This is a genomic window from Actinoplanes sp. GCM10030250 (assembly GCF_042666575.1).
Classification (GTDB): domain Bacteria; phylum Actinomycetota; class Actinomycetes; order Mycobacteriales; family Micromonosporaceae; genus Actinoplanes.
Map to the genome: position 1 here is coordinate 87,964 of NZ_JBHTDO010000023.1, position 16,299 is coordinate 104,262.

Annotated in this window: 23 protein-coding genes and 1 tRNA gene; 6 read left to right on the plus strand and 18 right to left on the minus strand. The window is 67.1% G+C overall.

The genetic code is table 11. The features are described from left to right. Nucleotides 1–10: 10 nt before the first annotated feature. Entirely contained in the window at nucleotides 11–586 is a 576-nt protein-coding gene (locus ACFQV6_RS26845; protein ID WP_378030364.1) for a TIGR03086 family metal-binding protein, read from the minus strand. 232 nt (nucleotides 587–818) lie between these two features. Here ACFQV6_RS26845 and ribA point away from each other — a divergent pair, with 232 nt between their 5' ends. The 3 genes from ribA (at nucleotide 819) to ACFQV6_RS26860 (ending at nucleotide 2,792) form a co-directional block, all read left to right on the plus strand. Next, nucleotides 819–1,496, plus strand: a complete 678-nt coding sequence (gene ribA, locus ACFQV6_RS26850) for a GTP cyclohydrolase II (protein WP_378030365.1) — start codon at nucleotides 819–821, stop codon at nucleotides 1,494–1,496. Between the two features lies 1 nt (nucleotide 1,497). Then, on the plus strand, nucleotides 1,498–2,082 hold the full coding sequence (locus ACFQV6_RS26855) for a deaminase (RefSeq protein ID WP_378030366.1): 585 nt from the start codon (nucleotides 1,498–1,500) through the stop codon (nucleotides 2,080–2,082). A gap of 101 nt (nucleotides 2,083–2,183) precedes the next feature. Further along, nucleotides 2,184–2,792, plus strand: a complete 609-nt coding sequence (locus tag ACFQV6_RS26860) for a MarR family winged helix-turn-helix transcriptional regulator (RefSeq protein ID WP_378030367.1) — start codon at nucleotides 2,184–2,186, stop codon at nucleotides 2,790–2,792. A 172-nt stretch (nucleotides 2,793–2,964) separates the two neighbouring features. Here ACFQV6_RS26860 and ACFQV6_RS26865 read toward each other — a convergent pair whose 3' ends face one another. Continuing rightward, the gene (locus tag ACFQV6_RS26865; protein ID WP_378030368.1) at nucleotides 2,965–3,627 is read right to left on the minus strand and encodes an enoyl-CoA hydratase-related protein; all 663 of its coding nucleotides are present in this window, start codon (nucleotides 3,625–3,627) and stop codon (nucleotides 2,965–2,967) included. Between the two features lie 66 nt (nucleotides 3,628–3,693). Then, the gene (locus tag ACFQV6_RS26870; protein WP_378030369.1) at nucleotides 3,694–3,912 is read right to left on the minus strand and encodes a hypothetical protein; all 219 of its coding nucleotides are present in this window, start codon (nucleotides 3,910–3,912) and stop codon (nucleotides 3,694–3,696) included. A 254-nt stretch (nucleotides 3,913–4,166) separates the two neighbouring features. Here ACFQV6_RS26870 and cmk point away from each other — a divergent pair, with 254 nt between their 5' ends. From cmk to ACFQV6_RS26885, 3 genes are all read left to right on the plus strand, one after another. Continuing rightward, nucleotides 4,167–4,868: a (d)CMP kinase gene (gene cmk, locus ACFQV6_RS26875; RefSeq protein ID WP_378030370.1), complete on the plus strand. Its 702-nt coding sequence runs from the start codon at nucleotides 4,167–4,169 to the stop codon at nucleotides 4,866–4,868. Next, a complete protein-coding gene (der, locus tag ACFQV6_RS26880; protein WP_378030371.1) occupies nucleotides 4,865–6,301 on the plus strand; it encodes a ribosome biogenesis GTPase Der in 1,437 nt (478 codons plus the stop codon). Before cmk ends, der begins: the two co-directional genes overlap by 4 nt. Nucleotides 6,302–6,353: 52 nt before the next feature. Then, a tRNA-Pro gene (locus ACFQV6_RS26885) sits at nucleotides 6,354–6,427 on the plus strand. A gap of 69 nt (nucleotides 6,428–6,496) precedes the next feature. Here the strand turns inward: ACFQV6_RS26885 and xerC are convergent. From xerC to ACFQV6_RS26960, 15 genes are all read right to left on the minus strand, one after another. Continuing rightward, nucleotides 6,497–7,645: a tyrosine recombinase XerC gene (xerC, locus tag ACFQV6_RS26890; protein WP_378030372.1), complete on the minus strand. Its 1,149-nt coding sequence runs from the start codon at nucleotides 7,643–7,645 to the stop codon at nucleotides 6,497–6,499. Beyond that, on the minus strand, nucleotides 7,642–7,848 hold the full coding sequence (locus tag ACFQV6_RS26895) for a helix-turn-helix domain-containing protein (RefSeq protein ID WP_378030373.1): 207 nt from the start codon (nucleotides 7,846–7,848) through the stop codon (nucleotides 7,642–7,644). The genes xerC and ACFQV6_RS26895 overlap by 4 nt, the downstream gene beginning before the upstream one ends. Nucleotides 7,849–7,871: 23 nt before the next feature. Further along, nucleotides 7,872–9,641: a replication initiator gene (locus tag ACFQV6_RS26900; RefSeq protein WP_378030374.1), complete on the minus strand. Its 1,770-nt coding sequence runs from the start codon at nucleotides 9,639–9,641 to the stop codon at nucleotides 7,872–7,874. Nucleotides 9,642–9,643: 2 nt separating this feature from the next. Continuing rightward, nucleotides 9,644–9,940 (minus strand): hypothetical protein, encoded by a 297-nt coding sequence (locus ACFQV6_RS26905; RefSeq protein ID WP_378030375.1) that lies wholly within the window; start codon nucleotides 9,938–9,940, stop codon nucleotides 9,644–9,646. After that, a complete protein-coding gene (locus ACFQV6_RS26910; RefSeq protein WP_378030376.1) occupies nucleotides 9,937–10,713 on the minus strand; it encodes a DUF2637 domain-containing protein in 777 nt (258 codons plus the stop codon). The genes ACFQV6_RS26905 and ACFQV6_RS26910 overlap by 4 nt, the downstream gene beginning before the upstream one ends. Beyond that, nucleotides 10,710–11,000, minus strand: a complete 291-nt coding sequence (locus tag ACFQV6_RS26915) for a hypothetical protein (RefSeq protein WP_378030377.1) — start codon at nucleotides 10,998–11,000, stop codon at nucleotides 10,710–10,712. Before ACFQV6_RS26915 ends, ACFQV6_RS26910 begins: the two co-directional genes overlap by 4 nt. After that, nucleotides 10,997–11,188: a hypothetical protein gene (locus tag ACFQV6_RS26920; protein ID WP_378030378.1), complete on the minus strand. Its 192-nt coding sequence runs from the start codon at nucleotides 11,186–11,188 to the stop codon at nucleotides 10,997–10,999. The genes ACFQV6_RS26915 and ACFQV6_RS26920 overlap by 4 nt, the downstream gene beginning before the upstream one ends. Next, nucleotides 11,188–11,601 carry an RRQRL motif-containing zinc-binding protein gene (locus tag ACFQV6_RS26925; RefSeq protein ID WP_378030379.1) on the minus strand — a complete coding sequence of 138 codons (414 nt, stop codon included), beginning with the start codon at nucleotides 11,599–11,601 and terminating at the stop codon, nucleotides 11,188–11,190. The genes ACFQV6_RS26920 and ACFQV6_RS26925 overlap by 1 nt, the downstream gene beginning before the upstream one ends. Beyond that, complete coding sequence (locus ACFQV6_RS26930) at nucleotides 11,598–11,924, minus strand: hypothetical protein (protein WP_378030380.1); 327 nt, start codon at nucleotides 11,922–11,924, stop codon at nucleotides 11,598–11,600. The genes ACFQV6_RS26925 and ACFQV6_RS26930 overlap by 4 nt, the downstream gene beginning before the upstream one ends. Further along, complete coding sequence (locus tag ACFQV6_RS26935; protein WP_378030381.1) at nucleotides 11,921–12,358, minus strand: hypothetical protein; 438 nt, start codon at nucleotides 12,356–12,358, stop codon at nucleotides 11,921–11,923. Before ACFQV6_RS26935 ends, ACFQV6_RS26930 begins: the two co-directional genes overlap by 4 nt. A 282-nt stretch (nucleotides 12,359–12,640) precedes the next feature. Then, on the minus strand, nucleotides 12,641–13,531 hold the full coding sequence (locus ACFQV6_RS26940) for an FtsK/SpoIIIE domain-containing protein (protein ID WP_378030382.1): 891 nt from the start codon (nucleotides 13,529–13,531) through the stop codon (nucleotides 12,641–12,643). An 82-nt stretch (nucleotides 13,532–13,613) separates the two neighbouring features. After that, nucleotides 13,614–13,973, minus strand: a complete 360-nt coding sequence (locus ACFQV6_RS26945; protein ID WP_378030383.1) for a hypothetical protein — start codon at nucleotides 13,971–13,973, stop codon at nucleotides 13,614–13,616. A gap of 16 nt (nucleotides 13,974–13,989) precedes the next feature. Further along, on the minus strand, nucleotides 13,990–14,898 hold the full coding sequence (locus ACFQV6_RS26950; protein ID WP_378030384.1) for a hypothetical protein: 909 nt from the start codon (nucleotides 14,896–14,898) through the stop codon (nucleotides 13,990–13,992). Between the two features lie 97 nt (nucleotides 14,899–14,995). Next, nucleotides 14,996–15,388 carry a DUF3307 domain-containing protein gene (locus ACFQV6_RS26955; protein WP_378030385.1) on the minus strand — a complete coding sequence of 131 codons (393 nt, stop codon included), beginning with the start codon at nucleotides 15,386–15,388 and terminating at the stop codon, nucleotides 14,996–14,998. A 529-nt stretch (nucleotides 15,389–15,917) separates the two neighbouring features. Then, a complete protein-coding gene (locus tag ACFQV6_RS26960) occupies nucleotides 15,918–16,235 on the minus strand; it encodes a hypothetical protein (protein ID WP_378030386.1) in 318 nt (105 codons plus the stop codon). Nucleotides 16,236–16,299 lie beyond the last annotated feature (64 nt).

The following is a 16,299-nucleotide window of genomic DNA, read 5'->3' on the forward strand; positions in this document are numbered from 1 at the left end:
GGCCGTTCAATCAGGCGGCCGTCCAGTGCGGGTCCCGGCCGATGAAACCAATCAGCTGCGTCTGCGGGTCAGCGTCGTCAGGAACGGCGACCCGAGGCCCATACTGCCCAGACCCGCGCAAAACGTCCTCCATCGGCGCCATCCCCGCCACCAGCACTGCACACTGATCGGCGTCGAGACGATCATCCTGCCCGGTGGCGCGCGCCAGATCCCACGTGTGCATGAACACGTCAGTCGTGTAGAAGTTGTTGATCGCCTGGTCCAGTGGCACGTCACCGATGTGCGGATTGGCCAGCACCCGCGTCGGCGTCTCCGGGTCATCAAGTAGCGCCTGCACCGCTCTGGCCTGCGACTCCCACGCTCCGACCGGGTCGGTGTCGACGCTCGGCCCCTTCGGCAGTTCAATGCCCGCGCCCGAAGCCAGGAATCCGGGGAACCACTCCACCAGGTGTCGGACCACGTCGCGGGCGGTCCAGCCGGCCACCGGCGCGGGCGCCTCCCAGTCCTTGGCCCCCTGAACCCGGGCGGTGAAGTCGGCGGCGATCTGGCGGTGCCGTTCGGCGGGAGGCAGGTCCGACAAGCTCATCAGCAGGATCCTTCCGGTTCAGGTCCATCTTCACATCAGGCCTTTAAACCCTATGGTTGAAAGGCCTGAAGGTCAAGGGAAAACTCTTCGGGTACGCCCACCCGCTGCCGATTCCTGGAAGGCGCCTCTCGGGGTGCCTCGGTGGCGTGTTGTTCGCCACCGACGTTGTCCTTGAAGTTTCAACATCCCCGACAGAGGATGATGGTGAAGCTTCAACAACATGGGGGTTGGCATGACGATGACAGTCGGTACACCGGTCGCCAGAGTGCGCACCCGGGTCACCGTCCCCCTGCGCTTCCCCGACGGCTACACCACCACCGCCGACGTACACACCTTCACCGGCTTGTCCGACGGCCGCGAACATCTCGCCCTGGCTCTCGGCGATTGGCGCGCAGCCCTCGCCGCCTCCTCGCTCGACGGCCCCGCCCCGTTCGACGGCCCCGCCCCGCTCGTGCGCCCGCACAGCGAATGCCTCACCGGCGACGTCTTCGGCAGCGAACGCTGCGACTGCGGCCCCCAGCTCCGCGAGGCCGTCGAACGCATCACCGAAGCCGGCGGCTTCCTGCTCTACCTGCGTCAGGAGGGCCGGGGGATCGGCCTCTACGCCAAGCTCGACGCGTACGCTCTGCAGGACACCGGCCTCGACACCTACCAGGCCAATCTGGCACTCGGCCACGCCGAGGACGAGCGCGACTACACCCCCGCCGCGCAGATGCTGACCGCACTCGGCACCAACCGGATCCGGCTCCTCAGCAACAACCCCGACAAGGCCACCCAGCTGGAGGCACTCGGCGTGACCATCGCCGACCGGATCCCCACGGGCGTGCACCTGTCCGAGGCCAACGCCCGCTACCTCACCGCCAAGCGCGACCACACCGCCCACACCCTCAACCTCCCCTTGGCCGGCTGACATGACCACAACCACCGCCCTGCCCGCTGCCGCCCTGCCCGCTGCCGCCCTGCCCGCTGCCGCCCTGCCCGCTGCCGCCCTGCCCGCAGCCACCTTTCCCGCGACGGCCGTGTCCGCGACCGCCCACCCCGCAGTCACTCACCGCGACCACCTTCGCGCCGCGATCGACGTCTCCCGTTCGGCCCCCTTGGTCCTGAACCGATACGCCGTAGGTGCCCTGATCGTCGACCACGACGGCACCGTCCTAGCCACCGGCTACACCGGCGAAACCGACCCCGCGCACCACGCCGAAGAGGTCGCCTTGGCCAAGCTCACCCCCGGCACTGACCTGTCCCGCGCAACCCTCTACACCTCCCTCGAACCCTGCACCATCCGTAAATCCCGCCCTGCTCCCTGCACCGACCTGGTCCTGGCTGCCGGTATCAACCGGGTGGTCCTCGCCCTACGCGAACCGATCCTGTTTGCCGACTGCGACGGCGTGGAAACCCTGCGCCAGCACGGTGTCCAGATCATCGAAATGCCCGATCTGGCCCAGCATGTCCGCGACATCAACGCCCACGTCCTGAGGCCCGCCTCCACGTCCTGAAATCCGCCCCCACCGCCTGAAATCCGCCCCCACCGCCTGAAGCCCGCCCCCACCGCCTGAAGCCCGCCACGACGGCCCACCCCCGCAGATCGGATGACGCAGTGACCGACGTGCGAACCACCGCCGACCCGGACTCGCACTGTCTGACCGGCGAGGCCGAGCCAGTGACCGACGCCCACCGCCGTGCCGAGCCAGTGACCGACGCCCACCGCCGAGCCGAGCCAGCGACCGACGCCGACCGCGGAGCCGAACCGGAGACCCGCTGGCTGTCCGGCGACGAACTCCGCACCTGGGTGAACATCGCCCAGATGCTCATGCTGCTGCCCGCGTCACTCGACCGGCAGCTGCGCGAGGACACCGGCATCCCGCACGCCTACTACCAGATCCTGGCGATGCTCAGCGCCGAACCCGAACGGTCGATGCGCATGACCGATCTCGCCCGAGTGGTCGGCAGCACCACCAGCCGCCTGTCCCACGCCGTCGCCAGCCTCGAACAGCGCGGCTGGGTCGAACGGCGCGCCTGCAGCAGCGACAAGCGCGGCCAGATCGCCTGCCTCACCGATGCCGGCATGTCAGTCCTCGAAGCGGCAGCTCCCGGTCACGTAGCCGAGGTCCGCCGGCTCGTCTTCGACAACCTGACCGCTGACGACGTGCAGCAGCTCGGCACGATCACGGCGAAGCTGCTGCCGACTCTGCACCGGTGCGGGTGAGTGCCTTCGCCCTTTCGTGGCGGCACCGAGACGCGTCGGTGCGGGTGAGCGCCTTCCCCCCGTCTTGGCGGCGCCGAGACAGGTGAACATGGTGCTGGTGCGCGGCGGGACGCCCTTGCGGTACAGGTAAGCCAGATGAGCCTCCTTTCGGTGGGCGCTTTGGCCCGTACCGCTAAATGGCGGAAAGGGCGAGCGTCTCGAGCACGCTGGGGTAAAGGCGGGTTTTGATCACGCGCAGACCGTGACCGGCCTTGCCGGCCTGCGCCTGCGCGAGGGAGATCGCTGTGCTGAGTACGGCGTCCTCGGCGACGGCTTGGTCGACGATGCTGCGTTCGGCGGCCTCGGAGGCGCCGTAGCGGCGGGCGGTGACCATTGCCTCGTGGGCGACCTGCGGTGTGAGCCGGGATTGGATCAGTGCGCTCATGCCGGGTGTGAACGGCAGGCCGATGTCGGCTTCCGGCAGGCACCAGAAGCCTCGGTCGGCGCGCATCACCCGTAGGTCGTGAGCGAGGGAGAACATGGCGCCGCCGGCGAACGTGTGTCCTTGCAGGGCTGCGACTGTGATCATCGGCAGGGCCAGGAAGCGGGCGAGCAGGTCGTGGATGGATTTGACGTACGTGATGCGCTGGTCCGGGTTGGCGCCGAGCCAGTCGAGGTCGAGCCCGAGGCTGTAGTGCTTGCCGGTGGCGGTGGTGACCAGCGCGGCGGGCGTCGGTGCCTGCTCGATCTCGTCGAGCAGTTTGTTGAGGGCGGTGATCTGGTCGGGGTGGAAGCGGTTCTCGGTGTCGCCGAGGCTGAGGACGAACACGTCGTCGTGGCGGTCGAGTGTTGGCATGAGGCACCCTCCTTGGTTACTCGCAAGTAACATAGCGGCTGGAGGACCGATTCGTCGATGGGCTCGTCAGGCGTGCTCGAAGCCGTCGGCGGTGTAGGCGGCCCGCTGATCAGTGAGCCACTGCCAGCCCCGGTCGCCGTGATAAGCGATACCGTCCTCGACGATGTCGCCGTCACGCACGACGATGCGGCGTATCTCGTCGAGGTCACCGCTGCCCCGGCCGAGATAGGCCATGATCGTCACCTGTTCACTGTCGCGTCGATAGATCTCCGTCGTGTTCGCCATGCAGGGATCCTGGCAGACTTCGGAGCAGGGCGAATCCATCCTTCGACATACGGATTGGGCGACGCTGTACATCTTTTGACGGACGCGCCAGCCACCGCTTCAGGGTGATGCTGGGTTTTGCGTACCCCTGCATGGTGGTCCTGCTCCGCCGGCGTGCCGGAGGTCGCGCCGCGGCCCGGACCGGGCACGTGACCGCGGTGCTGCCCCCGTTCGTCGATGACAGCGTGGGCGGGCACAATGGGAGGGTTGGTGTTATGGGGACGATAGGAGGAACGGTGGCTCTTCAAGAACGGCCGGAACAGTGCGTGGTGGCCGTCGACGGGCCGTCGGGCTCCGGCAAGTCGACCGTCTCCCGGCGGCTCGCGGCCACTGTCGACGGGGTGTATCTCGACACCGGCGCCATGTATCGGGCCATCACCTGGTCGGTGCTGCAGGCCGGCGTCGACCTGACCGACCAGGACGCGATCGCCAAGATCGCCCTGGAGACCGAACTGTCGATCGGCACCGACCCCGCGGCTCCGCACTTCACCGCCAACGGCACCGACGTCGACGCGCCCATCCGCGGCCCGGAGGTCACCGGTGCCGTCTCCGCGGTCGCCGCCGTCCCCGCGGTCCGCAAACACCTGGTCGCGTTGCAGCGCGCCATCATCGCCTCACACCCGCGGATCATCGTCGAGGGCCGCGACATCGCCTCCGTTGTCGCCCCCGACGCCGACCTCAAGGTCTACCTCACCGCATCCGCCGCCGCCCGCGCCGCCCGGCGCAGCGCCGAGGACGCCACCGACGTCGCCGCAACCCAGGCCGACCTGGCCCGCCGCGACAAGCTCGACTCCAGCCGCGCGACCGACCCGCTCAAGCAGGCCTCCGACGCCATCGAGGTGGACACCACCGGAATGGGCATCGACGAGGTCGTCGCGCACCTCCTTGAACTGCTCAACAGCAAGGTAAGTAAGTGACTGACCTTCCCGCCGGCCTCGACCTCAACGACTTCGAGGGCGGCTACGACCTTTCCCCCACCGGTGACTCGTCCACGGACGAGGAATTCACCGGCCCTACCCCGGTTGTCGCCGTCGTCGGCCGCCCCAACGTGGGCAAGTCGACACTGGTAAACCGCATCATCGGCCGCCGCCAGGCAGTCGTGGAAGACGTCCCCGGTGTGACCCGCGACCGGGTCCCCTACGACGCCCAGTGGAACGGCCGCCGGTTCACCGTCGTCGACACCGGCGGCTGGGAACCCGACGCCCGCGACCGGGCAGCCGCGATCGCCGCTCAGGCGGAGATCGCGGTGCAGACCGCCGACGTCGTGATCTTCGTGGTCGACGTCGCGGTGGGCCCCACGGACGTGGACGAGGCCGCGGTGAAGATGCTGCGGCGTAGCCACAAGCCGGTGATCCTGGTGGCGAACAAGGCCGACAACCAGAACCTCGAACTCGAAGCGGTCTCACTGTGGTCGCTGGGCCTGGGGGAGCCGCACCCGATCTCCGCGCTGCACGGTCGCGGATCCGGCGACTTGCTCGACGACATCCTCGCCGCGCTGCCGCCCACCCCGCCAGTGACCGAGGGCGGGCCGCGTGGTCCTCGCCGGGTGGCGCTGGTCGGCCGGCCGAACGTCGGCAAGTCCAGCCTGCTCAACCGGATGGCCAAGGAAGAGCGCGCGGTCGTCGACTCCGTCGCCGGCACCACCGTCGACCCGGTCGACAGCCTGGTGGAGATGGACGGTGAGGTGTGGCAGTTCGTCGACACCGCCGGCCTGCGGAAGCGGGTGCACCAGGCTTCGGGCACGGAGTACTACGCGTCTCTGCGGACCGCCGGTGCTGTCGAGGCCGCTGAAGTCGGTGTCGTGCTGCTCGACTCCGGTGACGTGATCAGTGAGCAGGATCAGCGGGTCATCAGCCAGGTGATCGAATCCGGGCGGGCGCTGGTGATCGCCTTCAACAAGTGGGACCTGGTGGATGAGGATCGCCGGTTCTACCTGGACAAGGAGATCGACCGGGATCTGAAGCGGGTCACCTGGGCTGTCCGGGTCAACATCTCAGCCAAGACCGGGCGTGCGGTGGACAAGCTTGCGCCGGCGATTCGGCGGGCGTTGGCGTCGTGGGAGACGCGGGTTCCTACTGGGGCTTTGAACCAGTGGCTGACGGCGTTGACGCAGGCTACGCCGCACCCGGTGCGTGGTGGGCGGGCTCCTCGGGTCCTGTTCGCGACGCAGGCCGGGGTGGCGCCCCCGCGGTTTGTCCTGTTCACGACGGCGCCGTTCGATGCTGGGTATCTGCGGTTCATCGAGCGAAAACTGCGTGAAGAGTTCGGGTTCGAGGGGACTCCGGTGGAGATCTCGGTGAAGCCCAGGAAGAAGACCGGGCCGGGGGGTCGAGGGAAGGCCCACGGCTGAGGGTTGGTAGTCTTTAGGAGATGTCGCGCCGGGCTGGGGTTCGGGGCGGGATCGGGCTGTAGCGCAGCTTGGTAGCGCACTTGACTGGGGGTCAAGGGGTCGCAGGTTCAAATCCTGTCAGCCCGACGCAGGTCAGAGGGCATATCCCATTGAAGGATATGCCCTCTTTTCATGTCCGGGTGACTAACTGGGTGACTAAGACCCAGAAGTGTCATCCGGCCCGAAGATCCGGTCCATGGTCACCGCCCCGTTCAGCAGAATAGGCCGTAGTTGGTGACGGTAGACGGACTCGGTGATCGAGGTTCCGGAGTGCCCGCACAGGTCGGCGATCTGCTCGATGCTCATGCCGTTGTCCGACAGCAGCGACACGAAGCTGTGCCGCAGTTCGCGAGGGGTCCAGTCGGCTGGATTCATGTCGGGGACGGCCGCAATGATCGCGCGGAAGCCGCGTAGCACGTTGTGCCGGTCGAGCTGGGTACCGGCTTTGCTGCGGAGGACGTAGTCGTCCGGCCGGGGCTCGCCCTGTGTGACACGATGCGCCGTGAGTACCTGAACGCAGCGCAGTGGCAGCGCCAGTGACCGGCGTGACTTACGAGTCTTGGTATCGCCGTGGGACCGGACCGAATGCCATACGTGGATGGCCGGTGGAATCGGCGGGTCGGTGTCAGGGCGCCCGATTAGATCGACGTGCTCCCAGGTGAGTGCGCGCAGTTCCTCGGTGCGGGCCCCGGTCAGCAGCGACAAAACCACGTAGGCGTGCAGGCTGCTCGACTCGGCAGCGGCGAGGAGCGCTTTGGCCTGCTGATAGTTGAGCGATTTGGACGGTCTGCCAGCGGTGCCGGTCGGCACCTTGCACAGCGCGACGACGTTGCGCATGACCCTGTCGCGCGCCATCGCCCGGTTGACGGCGCGATTCGTGATGGAGTGCAGCAGCCGTAAGGTCCTGGTGCTGAGTGTCTTGGCCTTGCTCGCGAGCCACTTGTCCACATCGGTGGCGCTGAGCTCGCGCAGCTTGCGTGCACCGATCGCGGGGATGACGTGACCGTTGGCCAGCAGGGTGTAGTTCTTGGCCGTCTCGGGGTCGAGACCGGTGAGACCGTAGGTGAGCCAGTCGGTGACGGCATCGGCGACCGTGTAGCCGGTCGTGGGTATCGAAAGGCCGTCCTGGTACTCGCGGATCTTTTGGCGGAGTGCGTTGTTGGCCTCGGTCTTGGTCTTTCCGCTGGACTTACGGACGATGCGTTTACCGGCAGGGGTGTATCCGACGGTCACTGTGGCGATCCAGCGCTGGCGCTGTTCGTCCCAGTGAAGTCCGCCGTCGCCCCGGCTGCGGCGTTTGGTCATGCGGCGACTCCCTTCGTGCTCTCTTCTTCGAGCAGCTCGACGTAGGCAGTGATGGCTCCGGCGGGGACAAGCCGCGTGCGGCCTTCCTTAACGGTACGGAGCCTTCCAGAGCGGATCAGTTCGTAGATGACGGAACGGCTCAAGCTCAACAGCCGCATGGCTTCAGGAATGCGGTAGAGCGCTTTCGGATTGGTGCCGTCCACAGGTGGTTCCTCCCTCAGCGTGATTAGGCAGCGGTGACGACAGTCATTGGGGACCGGTCGAGAGCGTGTGCGAGTTCCTCGCGTCCGGCCTCATGTCGCTCACGGGCTTGTGCTGCTGCGCTGTTGGCGAGGAGGGCGTCGCCGGAGGTGTGCCAGCCGACTCCGGCGAAGGTCAGGGAGCCGACGATCAGGGTTGTTTCGTCGGGGTGGTCGGCGGCGCGGACGGTGGCAGTCTCGGTTTGGTCGTCGGCGCGGCGGAAGCGGACGCGGATGTCGCGGAGGGTTTTGAAGGCGACTACGCGGCGTCGGGTCTTGGTGAGGAAGTGGCCGCCGAAGCCGAGCATGTGGGTCCAGCGGCGTAGCCGTGTAAAGGGGTTGGCCTGTTCCGTGTTCGCCGGTTCGGTGTCAAGGCGGGGTTGACGCTGATCGGCTGTTCCGGTGCTGTTGGTGTCCTGGGCGGGGGTGTCGCTGTCAGGGCTGCCTGTGTCGCTGTGAGCTGTGGAGCGGTGGAGTGGCCGGCCGAGGTTCCAGCAGGCGGCGAGGGAGCGGGCGATGTGGTCGCCGTGGGGGTCGGCGTGGAAGTCGTCGGTGGTGGCGGAGATGCGGGTGGAGCTGTAGCCGGTGGCTTCGGTGCTCTTGGTGGCGTATTTGGCCATGTAGCCAGCACCGGCGAGTTGGTTGAGCACCATGTCATCGGTGATCGCGCCGTCTCCGGCGAGCATGAGTGTCTTGACGTCGAAGCCTTTGTTCACGTCGCCCCAGGCGATGTGCCAGCCGGTGGGCTGGTCCGGATGGGCCGGGGTGGTGAAGGTGATGCTCGCGACGGCGGCGTGCAGTGCGTCGACGAGGTCGTCGATGCCGATGCCTGGCGGGGGCGGGATGACGGCGTCGGGGTCGGTGGGGTGGACGCCGTCGAGGCGCAGGAGGGCGTGGAAGTGCACGACGCCGCGGCGCTGCATCTCGGCGACCTTGCCGTGAGTGACCTGGACAGGCGGCACGTTGCGGGTCTTGCCGCTGGGGCTGGCCTTGGCGACGGACGGGATTCTGCGGGCTCGGCAGGTGCGGGCGAGGTGGCGTTCGGTGGCTTGTTTGGTGCGGTGCCACAGTTCGGTGCTGAACAGGTTCCAGACGACCTGGTGGTGGTGGTCGTAGCAGTCGAGGCAGAGCGGTTGGCCGAGTGCCGGGTCGGTGGTGTCGTGGCGCATCCAGCAGACGGCGGGGTTGCCGTGTTCGCAGAGGCCGGTGTCGCGGCGGGCGTGGCAGGGGTCGGGGCGGCAGTCGCAGCGTTTGCGGTTGCGGCAGGTGTGTTTGCGCACGTTGCGGGTGTGCACGGTGCCGAAGCCGGGTGCGGTGAAGGTGGCGAAGGCGGCGCCGTGCTGGGCGACGGTGGTGGGGATGCCTTTGCCGCCGATCAGGAACGAGCGCAGGATTTGGAACGCGTCGCGCTGGTAGGTGCGGGCGCAGGAGGGGCAGACCGAGGCTCGCCGGTTGCCGCAGGCTTTGTAGATGGCGGTGTCGGGCAGTTGGTCGGTGTGCCGGGAGTCCAGCAGTCGCCCGGTGGTGGCCTCGATGGTGTCGAGGGTGCCGGTCAGCCGGATCGGGCGGGTGCATTCACCGGCAGCGCGGACGTGTTCGAGCCACTGGAAGTAGCCCGGTTGTGCAGCGCGGGCGAGGGCTTGGCCGGTGGCGCTGTAGGCGGGTGCGTGGGGTGCCCAGTGGGAGGCTTCGGCGTTCGAGCCCGTACCCCGGGCAGTCTGCTCCCGGGGTACGAGGTCCAGCGTCGAGGTGCTCATGGTCAGGCAGCGATCCCGGTGTTGTACGGGTGCTGCGGGCCGTGATGGCCGAGGTGGCGGACAGTGATGGTCCGTTCGATGATGGTGGTTGTGCAGGTGGGGCATTGCCGGTCGGCGGGTTCGTGGCGGCCGCAGTCGATGACGGCGGTGACGTTGCCGCTGTGCACGGTGATGGGGTTGCGGCAGGGGCCGCCGTCGACGATGGCGACGATGGTCCGGCGGGTGTCGACCGGGTGCGGGTCGGCGTTGGCCGGGCAGGTGTGGGTGTCGTGGTGGATGTCGACGTGGATGAAGGTCATCGGGCGCCGCCGGTCAGGGTCGGCGTGTGACCGTTGATCGGGGTTGCCGGTGCAGGTTGGGTGGCGCGGATGGCGGTGAGTAGTTGTCCGGCGATGGCTGGCGCGATGCTGACTCGGGTGGCGAGTTCGTCGGCGGTGATGGGCCGTCCGGTTGTCTGCTCGTGTTGGACGACGGCGAATCGGGCGGTGGGCAGCAGGTGCTGCGGGACCTCGGGCATGCTGTCGGGGTCGGTGGTCGGGGTTGCCGTCTGGACGGTGGGTGTCGGGTTGGCTGGCGCAGTGGCCGGGCGGTCGGTGGTTGTGTCGGTGGGGCTGCTGCCGTTGGTGAGTTCGTTCTCGTGGTGTTCGATGGCGGTGAAGTCGGGCCGGATTTTCCCGGCGACCCATTCGACGGCGGCGACCAGGCCGACGACGAGGGCGAAGATGATGCGTAGTCCGATCGGGCCGGGTGCTGCGGCGTTGACTGCGCCGGAGATGACGACCACGACGATCAGGACTTTGAGGGCGGCGCGTTTGGCGTCGGTGGCCATGCCGACGGTTTGGGTGATGGTGAGCATGGAGACGATGGCCAGGTCGAAGACGGCGGGCACGATCCAGGAGAAGATTCCTGCGCCGAGGGTCTCCAGGAAGTGGGCTTGGTGCAGGTAGCTGGCGGTGACGGCGCCGATGACGATGCCTTTGTTGGCCAGCCGGATGATCCGGATTGCCTTGAGCATGCCGGGTACGGCTCGTTGGGCGTATTCGGCGGCGAATTGCTGGGTCAGGGTGGTCATCGGATGCCTCCGTCGTTGGTGACGGGGACAACCGCGGTGACGCCCATGCAGGATGAGCACCAGACGGCGGCGAGGCCGCTGTTGAGCATCTCGTTGATGCGGTCGTCGAGGGTCTCGAAATCGGTCGGGAACAGTGACACTCCGCCGCATTCGTCGCACCACTGTTGGGTGGGGCAAAGCTGGAGGGCGGCGCCGAGGTCGTCGTGGATTCCGGCGGGGCTGAGGCCGCCGATGCACCAGGGGCAGTTGTCGGCGGCGATGTGTGCGCCGAGGTCGATCAGGCTCATCGGGGACCTCCCGGTCGGGTCCGGTTGCGGCCGGTGAAGAAGTGCAGTTCGACGCCGTCGGGGACGGCCGTGTCGGTGGCATCGGTGTTGGTGCGGGAGTAGCCGAAGCCGTACCGGTCGGTGGCCTGGCGTCTGTGTAGTTGCTGGTAGAGGTGCCAGAAGCTGCGGACCTCGGTGCGTACGGTCATCAGTGGCCTCCGGTGTCACAGGACAGGCAGATGCCGGTACGGCGCGGGATGTAGTAGTTGTGGGTGACACCGCAGGCGGGGCAGGTGCGGCGGCGGCGCAGCATGTCGGCGATGACGGCACGCTGTGCGGGAGTGGCCGTGCGCTTGGGTTTGGCAAGGTCACGCCGGTAGAGGTAGGCGATCCGTCGTTGGGCTTTGTGGCGCCACAGGATTTGGGCGACGGGGTCGTAGCCGCCGGGGCGTAGTCCGTCGGCGCGGAGTTGACGTCGGGTGGCGAGGCCGTCGGGGGCCATCCGGTAGGGGAAGGTGGGGAAGCCGTAGCGGTTGCCGGTGGGGTCGTAGAACTCGATGCGGATGCCGGTGCGGGCGCCGAGGGCTTCGAGGTAGTCGTTGGTCAGCGCTGATGTGGTCATCGGTTGCCTCCCCACCGTTGGTGGGCGGCTTGGCGGGTGATGCCGAGCCGGTCGGCGATTTCGGCCCAGGAGTAGCCGTGTGCGCGTAGGCCGTGGACGGCTTCGGTGATGGCGTCGTCCAGCAGGGCGGAGAGGCCGACCATGTCGCGCAGGGCTTCGACGTCGCCGGTGGCGATTCGTTTGGCGAAGGCGCGGATGATGCGGCGCACGAAGGCGGCGTATTCGTCGTTCTCGACGACGTCACGGCGACGGGGCTTGGACGGCCGGCTGTCGTCGTTGCCAGGGTTGAGTGTCAAGGCGGTGTTGACGGTGAACGGGTTCATCGGGCACCGCCGGGGGTGTGGGCGCGATCCCAGTCGTCGGCGGCGTCGTTGAGGGCCTCAACGACTTCCGCGAGGGTGCGCCCTTCTTCGTCGTTCCAGTCACCGACGATGTCGATGGCGCTGGCGGCAGTGGGGTCATAGCCGGGATCGATGTGGGCGGCGAAGACGCGCATGGCAGTAATGGCTGCGTCGGTGTTGGCGTCGTCGACGTGGTCGTCGGAGCCCAGGGCTGCTCGTCCGTAGGCGGCGATGTTGATAGCGCCGAGCGTGCACGCCTGGGGGAAGGCTCGGCCGGAGGCGAAGTCGAAGAAACCGCCGGTGAACCAGCCATGTGTGCCGAGGTAGAGGGCAGCACCCCGGAGCAATTCGGGCGGGGTCATCCCGGTGTCGACTGTTGTAGTGAACGGTTCGTGGGTAGCCTTCATGGCAGCCACGTCCTTTCGAGGGCTGTTGGTCGGTGGTCGGCAGAACCCGCGTGCTTGGAGGCTTGTGGGGTTCTGTCGACCGTTCGCGTTATGCGGTTGTGTGTCCCGGTGCCGCAGGGCGGCGAAGGTGTCGGGGTAGGACGATCACGGTGATCCGGAAGCAGGTCGGGTGTCCGGGGCAGTTGCCGGGAGCGGTTGCCCACAGGACGTGGTGATCGCGTTCGATGGCGTCGCAAGCGTCGAGCAGTGCCGGGATGTCGCCGTGCAGGCGGCGCACGGTGGGCAGCGGTGTCATGCGGCCATGTCCCAGGCGTTGCGGTCGAGGTCGACCGGTGGGGTAGTGGGCTGCGATGCCGGAGCGGGTCGCCGCAGCCAGGCGGCGTAGTCGGCGATGGCGTAGATGTCGTCGTCGCAGAGCCAGGCGGTTTTGATGCGTCTCGGGATGCCGCCTTCGGCGAGGAGCCAGGCGGCTCCGCGGTTGTCGGGGTCGATGTCGGTGGCGGAGTAGCCGAGGTCGGCCCAGCCTTGGCCGAGGATGACGTCGGAGCTGCCGTTGGTGGTGCAGCGGTAGGCGCATCGGTAGCCGAAGAGGTCGCGCAGGCTGGCGGGGATGATGTCCCAGGAGGTGCGCTGGGTGGCGGCGATGACGGGCATGCCGCAGGCCCGGCCGAGGGAGACGAGCCCGCGGAGCAGGCCTTCGAATTCTTCTTGCTGGGCTTTGGTGCCCAGGACGGTGGAGAACATGGCGAGTTCGTCGATGATGGTGAGGATCACCGACAGGTTGTCGTCGCGGCTGATTTTGCGGCGGCGTTGCGACAGGATCCACTGGTAGCGGTTGGTGGCGACGGTCAGCAGCCGTCGCAGGACGCGGATGGCGGCGTCGATGTCGTTGCCGATGAAGGCGTCGGCGATTTCGCGGTAGGGGCCGAGTTCGACGAACTTGGCGTCCATCAGTACGAGGCGGGTGTTGTCGGCCAGGGAGCCGGTGGAGGCGGCGATGTTGATCAGGCCGGATTTGCCGCCGCCGGGTTCTCCGGCGATGAGTAGGTTGCGGTAGACGACGTCGAGCATGACGTGCTGGCCGAATTCGTCGATGCCGATGAACATGGGGTCGAACATCGACATGCCAGGCCCGACGGGCACCCGGTCGGTGCCGTACGGGTCACGGGCGATGGTGGACATGATGGGTCGCCTCCTTTAGGCGGGTGGATGGCCCGAAACGCCCGGCACGCGGGTCGTCAGCGTTCCGGGCCGGAAGTGGGATCTATGCGGGTTGCGGCATGATCAGTGGGTCGTAGCCGCTGGCACGTAGCGCGGGGCGGCGTTGGGCTTCCTGCAGGAACAGGGCCGCGTTGTGCGCGCAGGTCGCGGCGGCTGCCAGGACCTGATGCCGGTACGGGTGAAGGCCCGCCTGGTCGGTCAGGGCGGGGTCGTAGCTGTCCTGGAGGTATGCCTGGCTGATCTGGGCGGCCATGGCGGACAGGTTCATGGCGGTCTGTACGAGGTGGGCCACGACGTCGCGGCCGGTGCCTTCAGCGGCGACGGCTTGGGCCATCGCGTAGACCTGCCGGGGGGTGTAGCAGTTCATGACCGCGTCGCGGTCGACGGAGTCCAGGTCGATCATCGGATTTCTCCTTCGGTCAGATCCACTGGGAGGTGTCGTCTTCGTCGTCCGGGACGGGCTGCCTGCTGGTGGCCGTTTTCGGTTTGGTGGCCGGTGCCGGGTTGGCCGGCGCAGGGTCGTCGACGTCGGGAAGGTCGAGGCCGGTGACGGTGGCCGACGTTTTGCCGGGAACCGGCGGTACCGGGGGAATGACGTCGATCAGTGGTGAGGTGACGTCGTGGGTGAGGACTTCGCGGCGCTTGATGTCGAAGCGCACAAACGCGGAGTTGTTGTTGCCAGCGCGCTGCACCAACGCCGAGGTGGCGTGGCAGGCCACGGCGATTTCGCCGAGGGAGCCCTGCAATTTCTCCAGGGAGAGCCCTGGACGCAGATAGACCCAGACGCGTTCGCCGACCGGGGTCGGCCGGACGCCGAGGATCAACGGCAGGCTGCCGGATCGGTTGGCGATGATGAACTGGGAGAAGCAGACCCGCAGGCGGTGCCGCACAGCGACACACCAGAACAGAGCGACGACCATGCGCCGTGACGGCGGGAAGAAGGCAGGCAGGCCGATCACCAGCACCAGAACGGTGAAGGTGATCAGGGTGGAGGTGCTGGCTGCCAGGACGGTCCAGCCCCAAGCCAGCAGTACGGCAGCGGTGATCTCGAACGACCACCACCAGAGCAGGCGCAGGACCGGCCAGATACGCACGACCGTCCAGACGAGGCCGCCGCAAAGGGCGGCGATGGGTACGGCCACGAAAAGGGCCAGGAGCGGGTGCATGTGGTCGGCGGCGACGACCAGGGCGACCAGGCCGCTGACGACGGCGGTGAGGATGAACGCGAAGCGCGCGTTCTCGGCAGCGGAGCGGTGAACTCGCTGCTCGATGACGGTGACAGTTCCGGAACGTCGACCGGAACCGCCGGATCGGGTAGATTTGGACACGACGAGTCCTCCCTTTCGAGGGCTTGATCGGTAGGGGCGTGGGGTCGGTGGTTGGTAGCCGTTTACCGGCCCTACGTTGCTGATAACCCGCTGCCATTCAGAGGCAGGCGATGAGAAGCGCGGAAACCCATAGGCAGGCGTAATGCAAGGCTTGATCCGCGAGGTACAGGCCGCAGACCGGGATTTGCCGGTCGGCGAAAGCGGCGGATCCGGTGTGATTGAGGATCCAGCGGACCGGCCAGCGCCGGTCGAGAAAAGCATGGCTGATAGCGGAGAATCCCAGACCGGCGGCGAGGCCGGTGATCGTCATTGAGATGTCCAGGGCCGTGATGGTGATCATGAGCATGGCGAGTGCCGTGGCGTGGTAGGTGCCGACATGGCTGAGAAGGTGTCGCCAGCCGTTCCAGCCGGGAGCGGCTTTAGTGTTGGCGTCGGTGTCGGTTTGGATGATGTGGTCTGCGAACTGGTGCGCGGCTACGAGAGTTGCCATCGAAACAGCGAATACGAGAGCTGACATTGCTGACCGCCCCTTATCGGAGAGGGATGGATAGGAGATATGGCGGAGGTCGGCGGGTTGTGAACCGGCACCGACCCCCACGACTTACAGGAAACGCCTAACGTGAGGCGTGAGTGGTAGCGCTAGTGCGCTGAGGGTCCGCCCCAACGGGGGCGTACAGGGAGAACCCGAGAATCATGAAGTTGGAGAGAGTTCGGCCAGAGGCACGGTGGATGATGTCCGTGATGGCCGGGAAATCCTCACGTCCCGCAATGAGCGTCGGTGAGGTGATGTCGATGGAGCCCATGCCTTCGGCGTAGGCGTAAGAGACGTAGTAACGGAACATGATGGTTCCTTTCAAGATGAGTGAGTGGTGGCCGCAATAGGGCGGCCGGAAGGCCGGAACGAAAACTCGTACCGGCCAGCCGATAAGTCGGAACAGGGATTCGGTTAAGTGGCGGTAGGCCACTCCGATGAGATGTGCCACGGACACCTCGGCGGCAGTACAGGTGAAACGAAGCGCCTACTTCGCCGAGCTACCAGTGAGCGGCTTCAGCGACACCGCGCGGAACGCGACGCCGTTACGCCCGTTGGTCGCCCACGGAATGGCCTCGAGCTGCTCGATGGCGACGAGCTGTCCCACCGTCACGTTCGGCTTTTCTCCTGCCGTCGTGATGGCGATGACCTCACCGCCGGTCTCGTCGAGCACGATGACCTGGGTGGACCACATGGGCCGGCCAGTGTTCTTCTCGGAACGCTGGTTGCCGTTCTGGTCGTTCTTCGGCTCGGTCGGCTTCGACACCGTGACCTGCTTACCGGTCGTGTCCACGTACAGCTTCACGAGAAACCTCCTTGTCTTGAGCGCGTCCCCTGCGGACGACTGCTCTGCACAAAGATGTTCCATC

What these genes read in the sequence shown, in the direction of transcription:
- ACFQV6_RS26855 (WP_378030366.1), top strand. Translation starts at nt 1,498, where the DNA reads ATGACCACAACCACCGCCCTGCCCGCTGCCGCCCTGCCCGCTGCCGCC.
- ACFQV6_RS26940 (WP_378030382.1), bottom strand. Translation starts at nt 13,531, where the DNA reads ATGTCCACCATCGCCCGTGACCCGTACGGCACCGACCGGGTGCCCGTC.
- ACFQV6_RS26870 (WP_378030369.1), bottom strand. Translation starts at nt 3,912, where the DNA reads ATGGCGAACACGACGGAGATCTATCGACGCGACAGTGAACAGGTGACG.
- ACFQV6_RS26905 (WP_378030375.1), bottom strand. Translation starts at nt 9,940, where the DNA reads ATGACCTTCATCCACGTCGACATCCACCACGACACCCACACCTGCCCG.
- ACFQV6_RS26865 (WP_378030368.1), bottom strand. Translation starts at nt 3,627, where the DNA reads ATGCCAACACTCGACCGCCACGACGACGTGTTCGTCCTCAGCCTCGGC.
- ACFQV6_RS26955 (WP_378030385.1), bottom strand. Translation starts at nt 15,388, where the DNA reads ATGGCAACTCTCGTAGCCGCGCACCAGTTCGCAGACCACATCATCCAA.
- ACFQV6_RS26915 (WP_378030377.1), bottom strand. Translation starts at nt 11,000, where the DNA reads ATGAGCCTGATCGACCTCGGCGCACACATCGCCGCCGACAACTGCCCC.
- cmk (WP_378030370.1), top strand. Translation starts at nt 4,167, where the DNA reads ATGGGGACGATAGGAGGAACGGTGGCTCTTCAAGAACGGCCGGAACAG.
- ACFQV6_RS26845 (WP_378030364.1), bottom strand. Translation starts at nt 586, where the DNA reads ATGAGCTTGTCGGACCTGCCTCCCGCCGAACGGCACCGCCAGATCGCC.
- ACFQV6_RS26910 (WP_378030376.1), bottom strand. Translation starts at nt 10,713, where the DNA reads ATGACCACCCTGACCCAGCAATTCGCCGCCGAATACGCCCAACGAGCC.
- ACFQV6_RS26945 (WP_378030383.1), bottom strand. Translation starts at nt 13,973, where the DNA reads ATGATCGACCTGGACTCCGTCGACCGCGACGCGGTCATGAACTGCTAC.
- ACFQV6_RS26925 (WP_378030379.1), bottom strand. Translation starts at nt 11,601, where the DNA reads ATGACCACATCAGCGCTGACCAACGACTACCTCGAAGCCCTCGGCGCC.
- ACFQV6_RS26900 (WP_378030374.1), bottom strand. Translation starts at nt 9,641, where the DNA reads ATGAGCACCTCGACGCTGGACCTCGTACCCCGGGAGCAGACTGCCCGG.
- ribA (WP_378030365.1), top strand. Translation starts at nt 819, where the DNA reads ATGACGATGACAGTCGGTACACCGGTCGCCAGAGTGCGCACCCGGGTC.
- xerC (WP_378030372.1), bottom strand. Translation starts at nt 7,645, where the DNA reads ATGACCAAACGCCGCAGCCGGGGCGACGGCGGACTTCACTGGGACGAA.
- ACFQV6_RS26930 (WP_378030380.1), bottom strand. Translation starts at nt 11,924, where the DNA reads ATGAACCCGTTCACCGTCAACACCGCCTTGACACTCAACCCTGGCAAC.
- ACFQV6_RS26920 (WP_378030378.1), bottom strand. Translation starts at nt 11,188, where the DNA reads ATGACCGTACGCACCGAGGTCCGCAGCTTCTGGCACCTCTACCAGCAA.